At 39.8% G+C, this 15,467-nt stretch carries 14 protein-coding genes; 5 read left to right on the top strand and 9 right to left on the bottom strand.

Going from position 1 to position 15,467, the window contains the following annotated elements:
- Positions 1-12: 12 nt before the first annotated feature.
- Entirely contained in the window at positions 13-1,701 is a 1,689-nt protein-coding gene (locus tag R3X28_RS10540; RefSeq protein WP_317664218.1) for an FAD-dependent oxidoreductase, read from the top strand.
- Positions 1,702-1,873: 172 nt separating this feature from the next.
- Here the strand turns inward: R3X28_RS10540 and R3X28_RS10535 are convergent, their stop codons facing one another.
- The 5 genes from R3X28_RS10535 to R3X28_RS10515 form a co-directional block, all read right to left on the bottom strand.
- Positions 1,874-2,152 carry a DUF3817 domain-containing protein gene (locus R3X28_RS10535; RefSeq protein ID WP_154368350.1) on the bottom strand — a complete coding sequence of 93 codons (279 nt, stop codon included), beginning with the start codon at positions 2,150-2,152 and terminating at the stop codon, positions 1,874-1,876.
- A gap of 138 nt (positions 2,153-2,290) precedes the next feature.
- The gene (lpdA, locus tag R3X28_RS10530; RefSeq protein ID WP_154368348.1) at positions 2,291-3,682 is read right to left on the bottom strand and encodes a dihydrolipoyl dehydrogenase; all 1,392 of its coding nucleotides are present in this window, start codon (positions 3,680-3,682) and stop codon (positions 2,291-2,293) included.
- Positions 3,683-3,839: 157 nt separating this feature from the next.
- Positions 3,840-4,367 carry a DUF1572 domain-containing protein gene (locus tag R3X28_RS10525; protein WP_317664217.1) on the bottom strand — a complete coding sequence of 176 codons (528 nt, stop codon included), beginning with the start codon at positions 4,365-4,367 and terminating at the stop codon, positions 3,840-3,842.
- A 20-nt stretch (positions 4,368-4,387) separates the two neighbouring features.
- A complete protein-coding gene (msrB, locus tag R3X28_RS10520; protein WP_317664216.1) occupies positions 4,388-4,870 on the bottom strand; it encodes a peptide-methionine (R)-S-oxide reductase MsrB in 483 nt (160 codons plus the stop codon).
- Between the two features lie 162 nt (positions 4,871-5,032).
- The gene (locus tag R3X28_RS10515; protein ID WP_154368342.1) at positions 5,033-5,596 is read right to left on the bottom strand and encodes a collagen-like protein; all 564 of its coding nucleotides are present in this window, start codon (positions 5,594-5,596) and stop codon (positions 5,033-5,035) included.
- 180 nt (positions 5,597-5,776) lie between these two features.
- Here R3X28_RS10515 and glgB point away from each other — a divergent pair, with 180 nt between their 5' ends.
- The 4 genes from glgB to R3X28_RS10495 all read left to right on the top strand — a co-directional run bounded on the left by glgB (position 5,777) and on the right by R3X28_RS10495 (position 12,432).
- Positions 5,777-7,672: a 1,4-alpha-glucan branching protein GlgB gene (gene glgB / locus R3X28_RS10510; RefSeq protein WP_317664215.1), complete on the top strand. Its 1,896-nt coding sequence runs from the start codon at positions 5,777-5,779 to the stop codon at positions 7,670-7,672.
- A 100-nt stretch (positions 7,673-7,772) separates the two neighbouring features.
- Complete coding sequence (locus tag R3X28_RS10505; protein ID WP_154368338.1) at positions 7,773-10,169, top strand: glycoside hydrolase family 31 protein; 2,397 nt, start codon at positions 7,773-7,775, stop codon at positions 10,167-10,169.
- Positions 10,170-10,209: 40 nt separating this feature from the next.
- The gene (locus R3X28_RS10500; RefSeq protein ID WP_154368335.1) at positions 10,210-11,019 is read left to right on the top strand and encodes a M48 family metallopeptidase; all 810 of its coding nucleotides are present in this window, start codon (positions 10,210-10,212) and stop codon (positions 11,017-11,019) included.
- A gap of 72 nt (positions 11,020-11,091) precedes the next feature.
- Complete coding sequence (locus R3X28_RS10495) at positions 11,092-12,432, top strand: MFS transporter (protein WP_317664214.1); 1,341 nt, start codon at positions 11,092-11,094, stop codon at positions 12,430-12,432.
- A 55-nt stretch (positions 12,433-12,487) separates the two neighbouring features.
- Here the strand turns inward: R3X28_RS10495 and R3X28_RS10490 are convergent, their stop codons facing one another.
- The 4 genes from R3X28_RS10490 to R3X28_RS10475 are packed head-to-tail and all read right to left on the bottom strand — an operon-like array spanning position 12,488 to position 15,433.
- Positions 12,488-13,213, bottom strand: a complete 726-nt coding sequence (locus R3X28_RS10490) for a head GIN domain-containing protein (RefSeq protein WP_282056227.1) — start codon at positions 13,211-13,213, stop codon at positions 12,488-12,490.
- A gap of 35 nt (positions 13,214-13,248) precedes the next feature.
- Positions 13,249-14,337 carry a hypothetical protein gene (locus tag R3X28_RS10485; RefSeq protein ID WP_317664213.1) on the bottom strand — a complete coding sequence of 363 codons (1,089 nt, stop codon included), beginning with the start codon at positions 14,335-14,337 and terminating at the stop codon, positions 13,249-13,251.
- Positions 14,318-14,878 carry a hypothetical protein gene (locus tag R3X28_RS10480; protein ID WP_317664212.1) on the bottom strand — a complete coding sequence of 187 codons (561 nt, stop codon included), beginning with the start codon at positions 14,876-14,878 and terminating at the stop codon, positions 14,318-14,320. The genes R3X28_RS10485 and R3X28_RS10480 overlap by 20 nt, the downstream gene beginning before the upstream one ends.
- Positions 14,879-15,433 carry an RNA polymerase sigma factor gene (locus R3X28_RS10475; protein WP_154368324.1) on the bottom strand — a complete coding sequence of 185 codons (555 nt, stop codon included), beginning with the start codon at positions 15,431-15,433 and terminating at the stop codon, positions 14,879-14,881.
- Positions 15,434-15,467 lie beyond the last annotated feature (34 nt).

The raw sequence follows: 15,467 nt of genomic DNA, 5'->3' as shown, positions 1-15,467 counted from the left end.
TAGGTTGAAATAATGAGTAAAAAGATAATTGTAATAGGAGGTTCCGCAGCAGGGCCGAAAGCGGCGGCAAAAGCCCGACGTATGGATGAGTTTGCCGAAATAACCATGTTTCAAAAAGGTCCGGATCTCTCAATGGCATCATGCGGGTTCCCTTATTTTGTTGGTGGTTTTTTCGATGATCGCAATAAGCTTTTATGTACGCCCACAGGAGTAGTTCGGGACCCAAAATTCTATTGGAATGCGAAAGGTATCGTGGCAAAGGTGAATACCGAAATAACTAAGATCGATAGGAAAAATAAACAAGTTGAATTTACGGATCTGGTAACAGGTGAAAAGGGTACTCAACCTTATGATAAGTTGATAATTTCTACAGGGGCAACCGCAAACATGCCTCCAATACCAGGCTCCGATTTAGATGGTATTACCAATCTGCAATCCATGCAGGATGCGGATTATTTAAGACAAATCAGGGACGATGGTAAAATTAAAAAAGCCGTTGTTATTGGTGGCGGACTTATCGGTATTGAAACCTTGGAAGCCCTTCATTTAGCTGGAATCGAATTGACCATGATCGAGCTTTTGCCACAATTGTTGACATTTCTGGATTGGAAAATGGCAAAACTGGTCCAAAATTACTTAAAAACCAAAGCCAATGTTATCACCAAAAATGGAGTGGCCGAGTTTAAAGGTAAAGACGGTAAACTTACCGGTGTTAAACTTCAAAACGGAACAGAGATTCCATGTGAATTGGCCGTAGTGGCCATTGGGGTTCGCCCAAATGTTGCCTTGGCCAAAGAAGCGTTACTTGAGATAGGTAGCCTTGGGGGAATTACCGTGAACGAGTATATGCAGACTTCCGATCCCGATATTTATGCTGTGGGGGATTGTTGTGAAATAAAGAATATCATTACAGGAAAGCACGTTCTTGCACCTTATGGGGATTTGGCGAATCTTGAAGGTCGTGTGGCTGGTGAGAATGTCATTAAAGGGAATAAGGCCACTTTTCCGGGTACCATACAGACCGGAATATGCAAATTGTTCGATTACGGTATCGGAATTACCGGTTTGTCGGAAACAAAGGCCAAAGAGGCCGGTATTGATTATGTTAAGGTGATAAATGCCAGTCCTGACAAACCTGGGTTTATGGATGGTAAGATGCTCATCACCAAACTTGTTGCCGAAAAAGATACGGGGAAGATTTTAGGTGCCCAATGTATCGGCCCAGGGGATGTAAGCAAACAATTGGCTATTTGGGCCACTGCCATAAAAGGGAATTTGAAAGTCGAGGATATGGTAAATGCTGATCTTCCTTATGCGCCGCCATTTTCATTGGCCATTGATCACAGTATTGCCTCTGCCCATATTTTACAGAATAAAATGCAAGGTATCTTTAAAGGTGTATCCGGGTTGGAGGTTATGGATAAGATTAATAACAATGAAGATGTTTTCTTGTTGGATGTACGTGGAGCAGATGAATATGAACAGACCCGTTTGGGACTGGGGGAAACATTGATTCCATTAGGCGCTTTAAGGTCTAGGATCGGTGAGATGCCCGAAGACAAAAACAAGGAAATTATTACATATTGTAAAATTTCTTTACGGGGGTATGAAGCGGCTGTTTTATTAAAGGCCCATGGGTATACCAATGTAAAAGTACTGGAAGGCGGAATTACCGCTTGGCCATTTGAAAAGGAAAAATAGTATTGTGGTTGTTGATTAGGAGTGGGTTGTCCAGGGGTTTATGATTAATGGGCAATCCACTCTGTTTTTACAGAAAATCTTAAAACATAAATTAATCCAATCAAAGGTATTTCTTGATTTTGGGATAGGGAATTTTGATAATACTTGTTAGAATAACGTTTTGAGGTAAGGACTATTGGCCTTTAAAATACTTCTCGTCTATATAAAATGTTGCAAAGGGCAAGAGTGAAGCTGCGAACAGGATTGCCAATCTTTTAATGCCCCATTTTTTGGATAGGGTCAATAATACGGCAAGTGCTATGTAGGCAATGAACAAGAAGCCATGGGCGTACCCAATATATTTGTTGGGCTCCCCTAATCCCGCCAAGTATTTCAATGGCATACTGATAGCGAATAAGGATAAATACGAAATGCCTTCGAGAATGGCCGTAAGTCTAAAGGTTTTCAACATTATTTAGTGGGAGTTCAATAGTTCCGTTACGGTTTTTGGAAAATTAACCTGACTTCCCCCGAATGATTCAAATTGTTCTTTAATCATAAATGAAAAAGAAGGTGGTCAAATCATTCGGGATAAGTACAAGGTTGTTATTTATAGATGTATTACTTCATCATATGCATCGGCAACAGCTTCCATAACCGCTTCACTCATCGTTGGGTGAGGGTGCACTGCCTTAAGTATTTCGTGTCCCGTGGTTTCCAATTTACGGGCCACTACTGCTTCGGCGATCATATCGGTAACACCTGCACCGATCATATGGCAACCTAACCATTCTCCGTATTTGGCATCGAAGATCACTTTTACGAATCCGTCTGAATTACCGGCAGCCTTAGCTTTTCCACTAGCTGAGAAAGGAAATTTACCTACTTTGATGTCATAACCTGCATCTTTTGCCTGTTGTTCCGTAAGACCAACGGAAGCAACCTCGGGTGTACAATAGGTACAACCAGGTATATTACCATAATCCAATGGTTCAACATGCATTCCTGCAATTTTCTCAACACATAGAATACCTTCTGCAGAGGCAACATGTGCCAGAGCCTGTCCTGGGGTTACATCACCAATGGCGTAATATCCGGGGATATTGGTTTGGTAATAATCGTTGACCAAGATCTTGTCACGATCGGTAGCTATACCTACGTTCTCAAGACCAATGTTCTCTATATTGGTTTTTATACCTACGGCAGATAGAACAATATCTGCCTCCAATACTTCTTCGCCTTTTGCTGTTTTAACGGTTGCTTTAACTCCCTCACCGGAAGTATCAACACCGGTAACTTCAGCAGAGGTTTTTATTTTGACACCTATTTTTTTGAAGCTACGCTCCAATTGTTTGGAAACATCCTCATCTTCAACAGGTACAATTTTAGGTAAATATTCCACTACGGTAACTTCGGTGCCCATTGCATTGTAGAAATAAGCGAATTCGATACCTATGGCGCCGCTACCTACGACAATCATCTTTTTAGGTTGTTTTTCCAAGGTCATAGCCTCTCTGTACCCAATGATTTTTTTACCATCTTGCGGTAAGCTTGGCAATTCCCTACTGCGGGCTCCCGTTGCAATGACAATATGGTCGGCACTGTATTCTGTTTCTTTGCCTTCAGCATCCTTAACAGATACTTTTTTGCCCGGTTTTAGGGTTCCGTATCCGTTAATGACTTCAATCTTGTTTTTCTTCATCAAAAATTGAACACCTTTGCTCATTCCATCGGCAACGCCCCGGCTTCTTTTGACGACGGCATCGAAATCCTTATCAACGCCTTCGGCCATAAGTCCATAATCTCCGGCATGTTGTAAGTATTCAAAAACTTGGGCCGATTTTAACAATGCTTTTGTGGGAATACAGCCCCAATTTAGACAAATACCACCTAACTTTTCCTTTTCAACAACTGCTGTTTTCAATCCAAGTTGTGAGGCACGTATCGCAGTAACATATCCTCCTGGGCCACTTCCCAAAACAATAACATCAAAATTGCTCATATTTTTAGTCTTTGATTTTTTTAAAATTAGAGGCTTGCGAACTGACAAGCAGGTGCAAAAATACAAAACCTAATGGTAGTATTTCAAAATTGCATTTTAAAATAACAAATTGGGATGTCAATGATAGATTGGTAGTATATTCGATATACTAGAGAAGTTAAGAATTGAATTTTTCCTTATTAAACAGTGCCGATCCACCTTTTGGTATGGATAACGAAACCCAATGATCACCTTTGATCATTTTGCCTAAAAGTACTATTTGTCCCACATGGTTGGCGTAATGGCCCAATTGACGGTTTACGGCTTCTACAATGGTGTGTTCTTCATTACGTATTTTTATAAGGCTATTGAAATTATCGGGATTTATGCTTGCAAGGGCATTGAAAATGCAGTCCCAACCTTTTTCCCATCCTGCGATCATTTCTGCTTTTGTGATGAACGGGTCTTCGAATTCGGTGTCTCTGTTTCGCCAAGGCTTTTCGCCGTCCTCGGTTAGGAAATTCGTCCATCTACTCAACATGTTCCCTGAAATGTGCTTAACGATTTGTGAAATGCTATTGTCATCCCTATGATATTTCCAAAGAATATCCGCTTCGTCTAGTTGGGCAAAGGTTTTGTCCCCCATGGTCTTATAGCGACGGAATTCGAAAAGTGCACTATCTAGATAATTCGTAGGAAAGTCCATTTAAACCAAATATCAGTTTTTTACTTTTCAGATGGAATAAATTTTAATGCAGCCCCATTTATACAATGTCTTTGTCCGGTCGTTTCTCGAGGGCCATCGTTAAAAACGTGGCCTAAGTGACCTCCACAGACCGCACAATGTTCCTCGGTACGTTTATATCCTATTTTATAATCCACATCAAAGGCTACATTGCCTTTGATCTCACGGTCAAAACTTGGCCATCCCGAACCGGAATCGTATTTGTGTTCGCTCATAAAAAGTTCAGTGCCACAGGCGGCACAAACATAAACGCCTTTCTTTTTATTGTTCAATAATTCACTGCTGCCTGCAGGTTCGGTGCCCGCCTTTCGTAACACATAATACTGAAGATCGGAAAGTTCTTTTCGCCATTGTGTATCGGTTTTCTTAACTGAATAAGCTGTCTCTTCCGAAACCGGTTTTTCCTGTGAATTGCCTTTGCAGCCGACGAGTAGAATTACTAGACCGATAAATAATCTCTTCATATTCTTTTTGGTTTTAGTCGATAGATGTCAACCATCCTTTCAAAAATAAGAATATCGCCGTTGTTCAGGCTTTAAGGTTTTGTTAATTACGCTTTTAAATGAAGGGCAAAAAAAAACCCGCTTTACAAAAGCGGGTTTGTGGGGGGGTAAAGTTTTAAGAAATTAATCTAAAGCAATTTTTTGCACGTCTAATTCGGAAGCACCCATTAGGCTCATAACCGCATTGATATTTGAACGATCAAGTCTTGAGCCTTGAGCTAGGTCGGCAGGTAAAACAGCGATCCTGAAAACTTGGTCATCGGTATCTCCTGCAGGTAAAGTCCCTAGGTCAAAATCAGCCTCTAGAAATATATTTACATCAAAAAAGGTATAATCATAATTGTATTGTAAAATACCTTGGTCCAATAATCGGGTTTGGGGTAAAAGTCTCCATATATCTACGGGGTCACCATTGCCATCCTCAGTTTGGTCCCAAAGTATATAAACGAGTACAACATCACTCTCAAAAACCTCTACGGTCTGCGGGAATTCATAAAAAATGCTATAATCGTCAGCTACAAAATCACCTTGTATATCTATGACGGTTCCCAATATATTCACTCCGTCTTCACCATCTTGTCCATCTCTGCCATCGTAACCATCATACCCCGGAGGGCCTTCAGGACCTTCACAGGAAATAATGAATAAGGATAAAAATGCTCCGAGTATTAAACTGATTTTTCTCATAATTATGGTTTTAATTGTTTGTTTCAACTAGATAGATATAGGTATTGTTTCAAAAAGCGTTCCACTTTTTATTTTCTCCTTATTTTTATATAACTAATTTGTGAAGGAATAAAGTAAATCCTTTAATCCGTATCACTTAATTCAAAGTTGATTAGCTTTGTCCTAAAATATAACCTTACTATGTCGAAAGTTATTGTACATTCTCTTTTTTCCGAATTTGATATCGATTTATTCAAAGCAGGCAAACATTTTAGACTGTATGAGAAATTAGGTTCACACCCTATGGAACTAAATGGGGAAAAAGGAACTTATTTCGCAGTTTGGGCCCCTACGGCCAAATCCGTATCCGTAGTAGGTGACTTCAATGGATGGCAAGGCAAGTCACATGAATTGAACGTTCGTTGGGATGGTAGTGGTATTTGGGAAGGTTTTATACCTGAACTTGGCCCGGGAACACTTTATAAATATTATATATTATCCAATAATTTCGGAATTGCAACGGAAAAGGCGGATCCTTTTGCAAGACTTTGTGAACATCCTCCAAAAACCGCATCAGTGGTTTGGGAAGGTGATTACTCATGGCAAGATGGGAATTGGATGGATACAAGGGGAGATAAAAATGCCTTGGATAAACCATACTCCGTTTATGAAGTACACTTGGGTTCATGGAAAAGAAAAGAGAACAATGATTTTCTGAATTATACCGAATTAGGGGAAGAATTGGTAAAATATGTGAATGAAATGGGTTTTACCCATGTAGAGTTCATGCCCATTATGGAATACCCTTTTGATCCTTCATGGGGTTATCAACTTACCGGTTATTTTGCCCCAACATCACGTTTTGGAACTCCGGATGAATTTAAACAACTGGTCGATAAATTGCATCAAGCAGGAATAGGGGTTATTTTGGATTGGGTACCGTCCCATTTTCCTGAAGATGCCCATGGACTTGGGTTTTTCGATGGGTCTCATTTATATGAGCATCCCGATCGTAGAAAAGGATACCATCCAGATTGGAAAAGTCTTATCTTCAACTATGGTAGAAACGAAGTAAGGGCATTCTTGATCAGTAACGCATTGTTCTGGTTGGATCAATACCATGTTGATGGTTTACGGGTAGATGCCGTGGCATCAATGCTTTATTTAGATTATTCTAGGGAAGAAGGGGAATGGGAACCGAATATCTATGGTAACAATGAAAACCTAGAGGCTATTTCATTTATCCGTGAATTGAACGAGACCGTTTATGGTAATTTCCCAGGGGTACAGACCATCGCAGAGGAATCCACCTCATTTTCAATGGTCTCCAAACCTGTTCATATGGGCGGTTTGGGTTTTGGGATGAAATGGATGATGGGTTGGATGCACGATACCTTGGAATACTTTAAGAAAGAACCCATTTATAGAAAGCATCATCAGAACGACCTTACCTTTAGCATGACCTATGCGTTTACAGAAAATTTTATGCTTCCGTTTTCGCACGATGAGGTTGTCTATGGCAAACGTTCCTTATTATATAAAATGCCGGGCGATGAATGGCAACAATTTGCCAATCTACGTTTATTGTACAGTTATATGTTCACCCACCCAGGTGCTAATTTAATATTCATGGGAGGTGAGTTCGGGCAGTCATCCGAATGGAATTACAACCAAAGTCTGGATTGGCATTTGACCCAGTACGAATTACATTCAGGCATTCAGGAATTGATCAAGGATCTGAACAACATTTATAAGTCTTATCCTGCCCTATATGAAAAGCAGTTCAGTCAGGAAGGTTTTCAGTGGATCGATTATGGAGATGCCGAAAACTCCGTTTTAACTTATATCAGGAAGGGGCATAACCAAGAGGACGATCTGGTCATTGCGGCCAATTTTACCCCCGTACCAAGAACAAAGTATCGAGTAGGTGTTCCCAAAACGGGTACTTTAAAACAGATATTCAATAGTGACTCCAAAAAGTACGGTGGTGCCGGTTCTAAAAAAATGTCGGTAACTACAGAAAATGAACCGTGGCACGGATATGATAATTCTATTGAAATAACAATTCCGCCTTTGGGAATCGTTATTTTTCAATAATTCTTTTCGATTATATCGCAATTGTTGACAATTGGTCGTATATCATTTCGCAATTACATGGTAATATGCGTATTTTGTCGCGCTTTTAAATTTGAATATTATGATTACAAATACAGAGCTTGAGTATAAAGGAAACCTTTATCCAAACCAAATAATAAGCTTTAATCAAGATGTTGATAAATTCAATTTCACCTCTGAGAATGGTGTCATCTTACAAATTACGGTTTTACGAAATAGCGCACTGCGTTTTAGATATGCGACTGAAAATGTTTTTGAACCCGATTTTTCATACGCCATAAGTGAAGATGCAAGTAGGGGATATGGAGATTTGGAGGTATCCGAGGAAGAATCCTATTATTTGATCACTACCACCAAATTAAAGGTGTTGGTAGATAAGTTGACCATGCGTATTCAGATTTCCGATCATGAAGGCAATATCATCAATGAAGATGAAATTGGCTTTCATTGGGAAGAAAACTATGAGTATGGTGGCAATACCGTAAAAATGAGCAAAATCACCCAAAATGCGGAAAGCTATTTTGGCATGGGTGACAAGGCTACCCACTCTAACCTTAAAGGTAAAAGGGTAAATAATTGGTGTATGGATCAATATGCCTATGGTAAGGACCAGGACCCATTGTACAAGGCAATACCTTTTTATATAGGATTACATAAGAATCAGGCTTACGGTATTTTCTTTGATAATACCTTTAGGTCTTATTTTGATTTCGCCCATGAACGAAGGAATGTGACGAGCTTTTGGGCAGATGGTGGCGAAATGAACTACTACTTTTTTTATGGACCCGAAATGTCAAAGGTAGTAAAGGCCTATACCAACCTTACCGGAACACCCGAACTACCACCGATGTGGGCTATGGGGTACCACCAATCCAAATGGAGTTATTTCCCGGAAAGTAATGTTAAGGCATTGGCCGCTAAGTTTCGCGAATTGAGAATTCCTTGTGATGCTTTGTATTTGGATATTGATTATATGGACGGATTCCGATGTTTTACATGGGACAAGAAAAAGTTTCCTGATCCTAAGCGGATGATGGCAGAACTGAATGAAGATGGTTTCAAAACCGTTGTAATGATCGATCCGGGAATCAAAATAGATAAGGATTACTGGGTATATCAGGAAGCTATGGAAGAAGATTACTTCTGTAAGCGTGGTGATGGCCCTTATATGAAAGGGAAAGTATGGCCGGGCGAATGTCATTTTCCCGATTTTACGAATCCTGAAGTTCGTGAATGGTGGGCAGAATTATATAAAGAATTTATGTCAGAATTAGGGGTTCATGCCGTTTGGAACGATATGAACGAACCTGCCGTGATGGAGGTGCCTACGAAAACGGCGCCACTGGATACTCGGCACAATTATGACGGTCACCCTTGCACCCATCGAAAAGCGCATAATATCTATGGCATGCAAATGGTGAGGGCCACTTATGAAGGTATTAAAAAGTATGTATACCCAAAAAGACCGTTCGTGATTACAAGGGCTGCCTATGCGGGGACACAACGTTATTCTTCTACATGGACAGGTGATAATGTGGCGACGTGGGAACATTTATGGTTGGCCAATGTTCAGGTACAGCGTATGTGTATGAGCGGCATGTCATTCGTTGGTTCCGATATCGGTGGGTTTGCCGAACAACCGAACGGTGAACTTTTTGCCCGCTGGATCCAATTAGGTGTTTTCCACCCTTTTTGCCGTGTGCATTCAAGTGGCGATCATGGTGACCAAGAACCTTGGTCTTTTGATACTGATGTTACCGATATAGTTAGGAAGTATATTGAATTGAGATATCAACTCCTTCCTTATCTGTACACTATGTTCTGGAAATATTCGAAATTCGGGGAGCCCATGTTGAAGCCTTTGGTCTATTTTGATCAAGAAGACACACAGACCCATTTTAGGACCGACGAGTTCATTTTTGGGGATCATATTTTGGTATGCCCGGTACAAGAACCAAATGCCCAAGGAAGGCGAATGTACATTCCGAGAGGAAAATGGTACAATTATTGGGATGACAATATTGTAAAAGGAGGAAAAGAGCAGTGGGTAGAAGCTGATATAGATGTAATACCCTTGTTTATTAAGGAAGGTGCGATAATTCCTAAATTCCCAGTACAGCAGTACGTTGGGGAACTGGTTATAGAAAAGTTGGATCTAGAGGTGTATTTTAAATTGGGAACAGAGAGTTCTACAGTTTATGAAGATGCTCAAGATGGGTATGACTATAACAAAGGGGATTTTAGCCTAAGGAGTTTTAAAATGAATGGCAAAGAGAATAGTCTGGTCATTCAGCAATTTAAAGACGGAGCCTTCATGACTTCCTATGATTCTTTTAGGATCAACTTGCATGGTTTGCCTTTTGCAATTGAATCGGTAGAGGTAGATAATGAAGAAGTGCCATTGAATGAGGTGAAGCCGAACGGTAACGATGTTATAGAGATTTGTAAGGATTTTACGCAAGTGATCATTAAGGGATAATAATTTTTTGTATTTTAACTATACTAAACACTATAATAAAATGAAAAAATTTCTATTGATTATTGCCATTTTTATGGGAGTGGCAGCTTGCAAAGTAAATCCCTTTACGGGTAAGAAAGTATTGAACTTTTACCCGAACAGTCAAATTTTTCCAACGGCTTTTGCCCAATATGATCAATTTTTGACCGAGAATAATGTTGTTGAGGATACTCCGGAAGCCCGAATGATCACAAAGGTGGGACAACGTATTTCTTCTGCTGCGGAAAGATGGTTGACGGCCAACGGTTATCCAGGTTATTTAAGTGATTATAAATGGGAATATAACTTGGTAAATGATGAAACGGTTAACGCTTGGTGTATGCCAGGAGGTAAAATTGTTTTTTATACCGGAATATTGCCTATTACACAGACAGAAACCGGGATTGCAGTAGTTATGGGTCATGAAGTCGCCCATGCATTGGCGGATCATGGTGCCCAACGTATGAGCGCCGGGACCTTGCAGCAATTAGGTGCGGTAGCAGGGAATGTGGCTATCCAGGATGAGCAGAAAAGGAATATGTTCAATCAGGCATATGGGCTAGGTTCCTCTATAGGGTTAATATTGCCTTTTAGTAGAAGTCATGAGACCGAAGCCGATAGAATAGGCTTGCAGATCATGGCCATTGCCGGTTATGACCCATCAGAAGCTGCCGAACTTTGGAAAAGAATGAAAGCCAATAGTGGCGGCCAAGCCCCACCGGAATTTCTAAGTACACACCCATCGAACGATACTAGGATTGCCAATTTAACGGAATGGGCTCCCGCAGCCAAACAAGAGGCGATTAAATTCGGGGTTACTTCTTTTGAATAATCCGTTAAAGGTTTTATGTAATAATTGTATATTGAAAGCTGTTCTTAAAAGGGACAGCTTTTATTTTTATATATGACTAGAACATTGGCCCAAAAGGGCAGCAAAAAGCTATTGAATGCATGGGCCTTTTATGATTGGGCAAATTCAGTATATACCTTAACGATAGCCTCCTCGATATTTCCGATTTATTATTCTGCACTTTTTTCTTCCAAAGAACAGCTTGTATCCGCTTTTGGATTTGAAATGAAGCAAACCGTTTTAATTTCAATCATTACGGCTTTTACTTTCTTAATGGTCGCAATCCTATCACCTATTTTATCAGGAATTGCTGATTATGTGGGGAATAAGAAGAGTTTTATGAAGTTTTTCTGTTATGTGGGTGGTATGGGCTGTATAGGATTATATTGGTTCAGTATTGAGAGTATACATCTGAGCCTGCTGTTCTATTTTATGGGGTTAATTGGGTACTGGGGGAGTTTGGTGTTTTATAATTCTTATCTGCCCGATATTGCTTTTGAAGACCAACAAGACCGTATTAGCGCCAAAGGTTTTTCATTAGGTTATATAGGTAGTGTGCTCTTATTGTTGGTTAATTTGGCAATGGTAATGAAACCGGAATGGTTTGGCTTTGATATCGGGACTACGGAGCAAGAATTGGGAATGGCCAAGATTAAGGCCATGAAAGTTTCGTTCATCACCGTGGGATTATGGTGGATATTATTTAGTCAGTATACCTTTTATGTGCTTCCAAAAGGGGTGTCCAGTGGGCATAAGATTACTAAAAACGTATTCCTTAACGGCTTTCGAGAACTGCAAGCCGTTTGGAAGCAGTTGAAGCAAAATTTGAGGTTGAAACGTTATCTAGGGGCATTTTTCGTTTTTAGTATGGCGGTACAGACCATTATGCTCATGGCGGTTTATTTTGGGGAGAAGGAAATTGCTTGGGCCACCGATTCTGAAAAAACGACAGGGTTAATCATAAGCATATTGGTAATACAACTTGTGGCCGTTGTCGGTGCCGTGGTCACTTCAAGGGCTTCGGATAAATTCGGTAATATTAGGACCTTGATCGTGGTGAACTCTATATGGTTATGCCTTTGTTTTTATGCGTATTTTATGATCACGCCCATGCAATTTTATATAGCTGCGGGGTTGGTAGGTTTGGTAATGGGTGGTATTCAGGCATTGGCAAGATCAACTTACTCCAAGTTTTTGCCCGAAACTGAGGATACCACTTCTTATTTTAGTTTTTATGATGTGGCCGAAAAAATAGGTATTGTTATCGGAATGGTCATATTCGCATTGGTTGATCATATAAGTACCATGAGATACGCGATTTTATTCCTATTTGTATTTTTCTTGGTGGGTATTGTTTTGTTGTTTCGGGTGCCAAAAGAAAAAGCCCCTTTGTAAAAGAGGCTTCCTACATGATTGTTATTCGCTTTTTGATGTGCCTGTTCGAAAACAGTTATGCTTTTGTAATATCCCCGGAACCGGAGGATTTTGTATTGACTTTTTCGGGATTTCCTTTATAGTGGATATCGCCAGAACCCGATACACGTGCTTTTAAACTTTTATTTGCTGTTACTTTTATGTCGGCAGACCCAGAAACCGTTGCATCTACATTGTCGGCCTCCAATTCATACGCCTTTATATCACCGCTACCGGATATGGTTGCTTCAAAATCGGTCGTAGACCCACTTAACATGATGTCGCCGGAACCAGACATTGAAGCATCAATGCTGTTGGCCTCTATATCCAGGGTAATATCCCCGGAGCCTGACATTGAAGTTTTAAAATCCCGGGTTTCAATAGTGGTTTTACCCACTATATCACCGGAACCGGAAAGGGATACCATACTAATACTTTCGACAGGTACGGTAATGAGTATACCGTTTTTCCAAGATGAGGGTTTTAAGTTCATGCCTTTTTCTACCTTAATGACCAATTTGCCATCCTTCACCTCTGTGATAATATGTTCCAAAAGGTTCTCTTCTCCTCTTAAAGATATATCACCTTCATTTCCCGCTACGAGATCAACGTCAAACCATCCTGAGACGGCAATCCCGTCATAATCTCCAGTAGATCGGTCTATGGTAACGACATTACCGTTTCCTTTTACTCTTTTGCCCCATTGTGCAGAGCATGAAAATGTGAACATTGCGATTAACCCGAATAGTGCTATTTTTTTCATTACTTATGTTTTAAATCTTGAGTTTGTTTTTGATTTTAATTTCTTTTGAATGATATACCCCCATATTCGCTATTGATCATGACCGAATTACCACTGTTGGGAGTACCATGGTAACCTTTATAATAACGGTTGTTCGATTTTTCTGTGCTAATGTTAATTTCAAAATCATCTTTACCACTGACACCGGCGTACTCGGCCCGGATTTCAAAATCAAAGAAATATTGTGGGGAGTATCCAATTTTTATTCCGGTATAGTCAGAACTTATATGTAGGTTGCCGGCATCTGCTGCCATATCGTTTATCCGTAACGAACCATAGTCCGAATTTATATCCACATTGCCGTGAACGGTACCTAGTTTAACATTGATATAATCCCCATTGCCATCTACATTATGGGCTTCACCGACTTCTATATTCCCATAATCACAGGAATATTGAAGGTTCTCCATGCTAAGTATGGTAGAGTTGGTGTAGTCTGCGTTGATTTTCAGGTTGCCGGCTTTATCGATAGTGAAACCTGAATAATCGGCTTTGATCTCCCCACTGTTTATATAACCTATACTCGATTTGGAGGTGTAGTCAAAATTCAGGTAATTGTTTCTTCCGTGAAGTTCCCCGATTTCCAATCGGCCATAATCACAGTTGATTTTGGCATGGCCGTCAATGCGGTCCAAAATAATATTACCGTAATCATTATCTAAGTGAACACTGTTTTTAACAGGTAATTTAATGGTGTAATTGATCTGCATGTTCACATTGCTATTGCCCCAGTTCCAACCCCAGCTACTCTTGTTTTTATTGAAGATGGTCTTAGCGGAAACCATTTCGTTCGAGGCTTCAAAGTCAACGGTAATATCGTCTAATTTTTTTTGCACCTTTTCTTCGTTATTACCACTGGTTTTGATATGTACCTCGATGAGAATTCGATTTTCTTCCCAAGAAATGACATTTAGGTTGCCATAGCTGTTATTTACTTTCAGAAGGGCATTCGAGTTGACATTGTACTCTTTTTTAATGGTTTTTTCCTTGGAATACTTTCCTCTAAGTTTGCCATCGTTGGCAGCAAGGATCATCGGTGCTATGAAAAAAAGCACCGTTACGTATTTATATAGTAATATTCGCATTGTTCTGATTTTTTAAGTTCTTAATTGTTTCAATTTGATTGATGACATCTTGCAGGAGGTCTATCCGTGTTTGAAAGTTGGTTATCATTGCACTTAGAATCAGTTTGTCATTACCACCATTGATCAGGTCGGTTTCCAATTGTTTGTAATTGGCTTCCAGCTTTTTCAATTGTTCCAAGGTGTCACTGATGATCCTTTGTGTTTCAGGGGAACTTTCATTTTCAAGTTGTTTTACCTGGTCTTCTATAAGGCTTGCAAAATAAACTTGGGTATTACTTACTTCGGGTGATATCTGCGCAACTTGTTCATCCAAAGAAGGTTTTGTTGAATATATGCCTATTGCAATAAGGCAAAGCACGGCGATTGAAGCGGCAATCGATAAGGTTCTCCACCAATTCTTCTTCTTATTGTTAAGGGTGATTGTCTTCTCGGAATGTTCCAGTTTTTTAAGGAACCGTTCCCGATGACCATATTGGGGTTCCTCCGTGTCGAAAGTACCTTCCAGACCTTTGAACAGTTCTTTTAATTTATCGTCTTCCATCTAATTCTCATTTATCATTTTTTTTCGTAGACTTTCCTTTGCCCTTGAAATCGTTGTTCGGCAATTGGCGTAACTTATATTCATTATTTCACTTATTTCTTCATAATCATACCCTTCTATTAAATATAAGGTCAAAGAAATTCTGTAATTATCTTTCAGTCGTTTCATGGTTTCCATCACTTTTTGAGCCTTCTGTCCGGTAAACACATGATCCGAAGCAACTCCATCATTATCTTCGACCTTGTACAATATATCATCTAACGCAACCTCATTTTTCTTTTGGTTTTTTCGATAGTGATAAATACTGTTGTTGATGACAATCCGTTTTAACCAAGAACCAAAGGTTACTTCACCTTTGAATGTATGCAGTTTCGTAAACGCGCTTAAAAACGATTCTTGCATTACATCTTCAGCTTCGGCACTGTCTTTCACAATACGCACCGATGTGTTGTACATGGCTTTGTAATAGCGATTGTAAATTTCCATTTGGGCATTTTGGTTTCCCTTTAGGCACAATGGAATCAAATCATCAGTATGTTCTTTTACTTGGCTCAAAAAAGTGATCGATTTGTTTTAAAGATGACCTAAA

Origin of the sequence: Maribacter sp. TH_r10 (genome assembly GCF_033101095.1) — a bacterium.
In the GTDB taxonomy this organism is placed as follows: Bacteria; Bacteroidota; Bacteroidia; order Flavobacteriales; family Flavobacteriaceae; genus Maribacter_A; species Maribacter_A luteus.
This window is presented reverse-complemented; position numbering and strand designations above follow the sequence as displayed.

Bases quoted from the DNA above. Each gene is read 5' to 3' on its own strand.
- R3X28_RS10485 (WP_317664213.1), bottom strand. From the start codon at position 14,337: ATGCGAATATTACTATATAAATACGTAACGGTGCTTTTTTTCATAGCA.
- msrB (WP_317664216.1), bottom strand. From the start codon at position 4,870: ATGAAGAGATTATTTATCGGTCTAGTAATTCTACTCGTCGGCTGCAAA.
- R3X28_RS10500 (WP_154368335.1), top strand. From the start codon at position 10,210: ATGAAAAAATTTCTATTGATTATTGCCATTTTTATGGGAGTGGCAGCT.
- R3X28_RS10480 (WP_317664212.1), bottom strand. From the start codon at position 14,878: ATGGAAGACGATAAATTAAAAGAACTGTTCAAAGGTCTGGAAGGTACT.
- R3X28_RS10525 (WP_317664217.1), bottom strand. From the start codon at position 4,367: ATGGACTTTCCTACGAATTATCTAGATAGTGCACTTTTCGAATTCCGT.
- R3X28_RS10490 (WP_282056227.1), bottom strand. From the start codon at position 13,213: ATGAAAAAAATAGCACTATTCGGGTTAATCGCAATGTTCACATTTTCA.
- R3X28_RS10515 (WP_154368342.1), bottom strand. From the start codon at position 5,596: ATGAGAAAAATCAGTTTAATACTCGGAGCATTTTTATCCTTATTCATT.
- lpdA (WP_154368348.1), bottom strand. From the start codon at position 3,682: ATGAGCAATTTTGATGTTATTGTTTTGGGAAGTGGCCCAGGAGGATAT.
- R3X28_RS10505 (WP_154368338.1), top strand. From the start codon at position 7,773: ATGATTACAAATACAGAGCTTGAGTATAAAGGAAACCTTTATCCAAAC.
- R3X28_RS10535 (WP_154368350.1), bottom strand. From the start codon at position 2,152: ATGTTGAAAACCTTTAGACTTACGGCCATTCTCGAAGGCATTTCGTAT.
- R3X28_RS10495 (WP_317664214.1), top strand. From the start codon at position 11,092: ATGACTAGAACATTGGCCCAAAAGGGCAGCAAAAAGCTATTGAATGCA.
- glgB (WP_317664215.1), top strand. From the start codon at position 5,777: ATGTCGAAAGTTATTGTACATTCTCTTTTTTCCGAATTTGATATCGAT.
- R3X28_RS10540 (WP_317664218.1), top strand. From the start codon at position 13: ATGAGTAAAAAGATAATTGTAATAGGAGGTTCCGCAGCAGGGCCGAAA.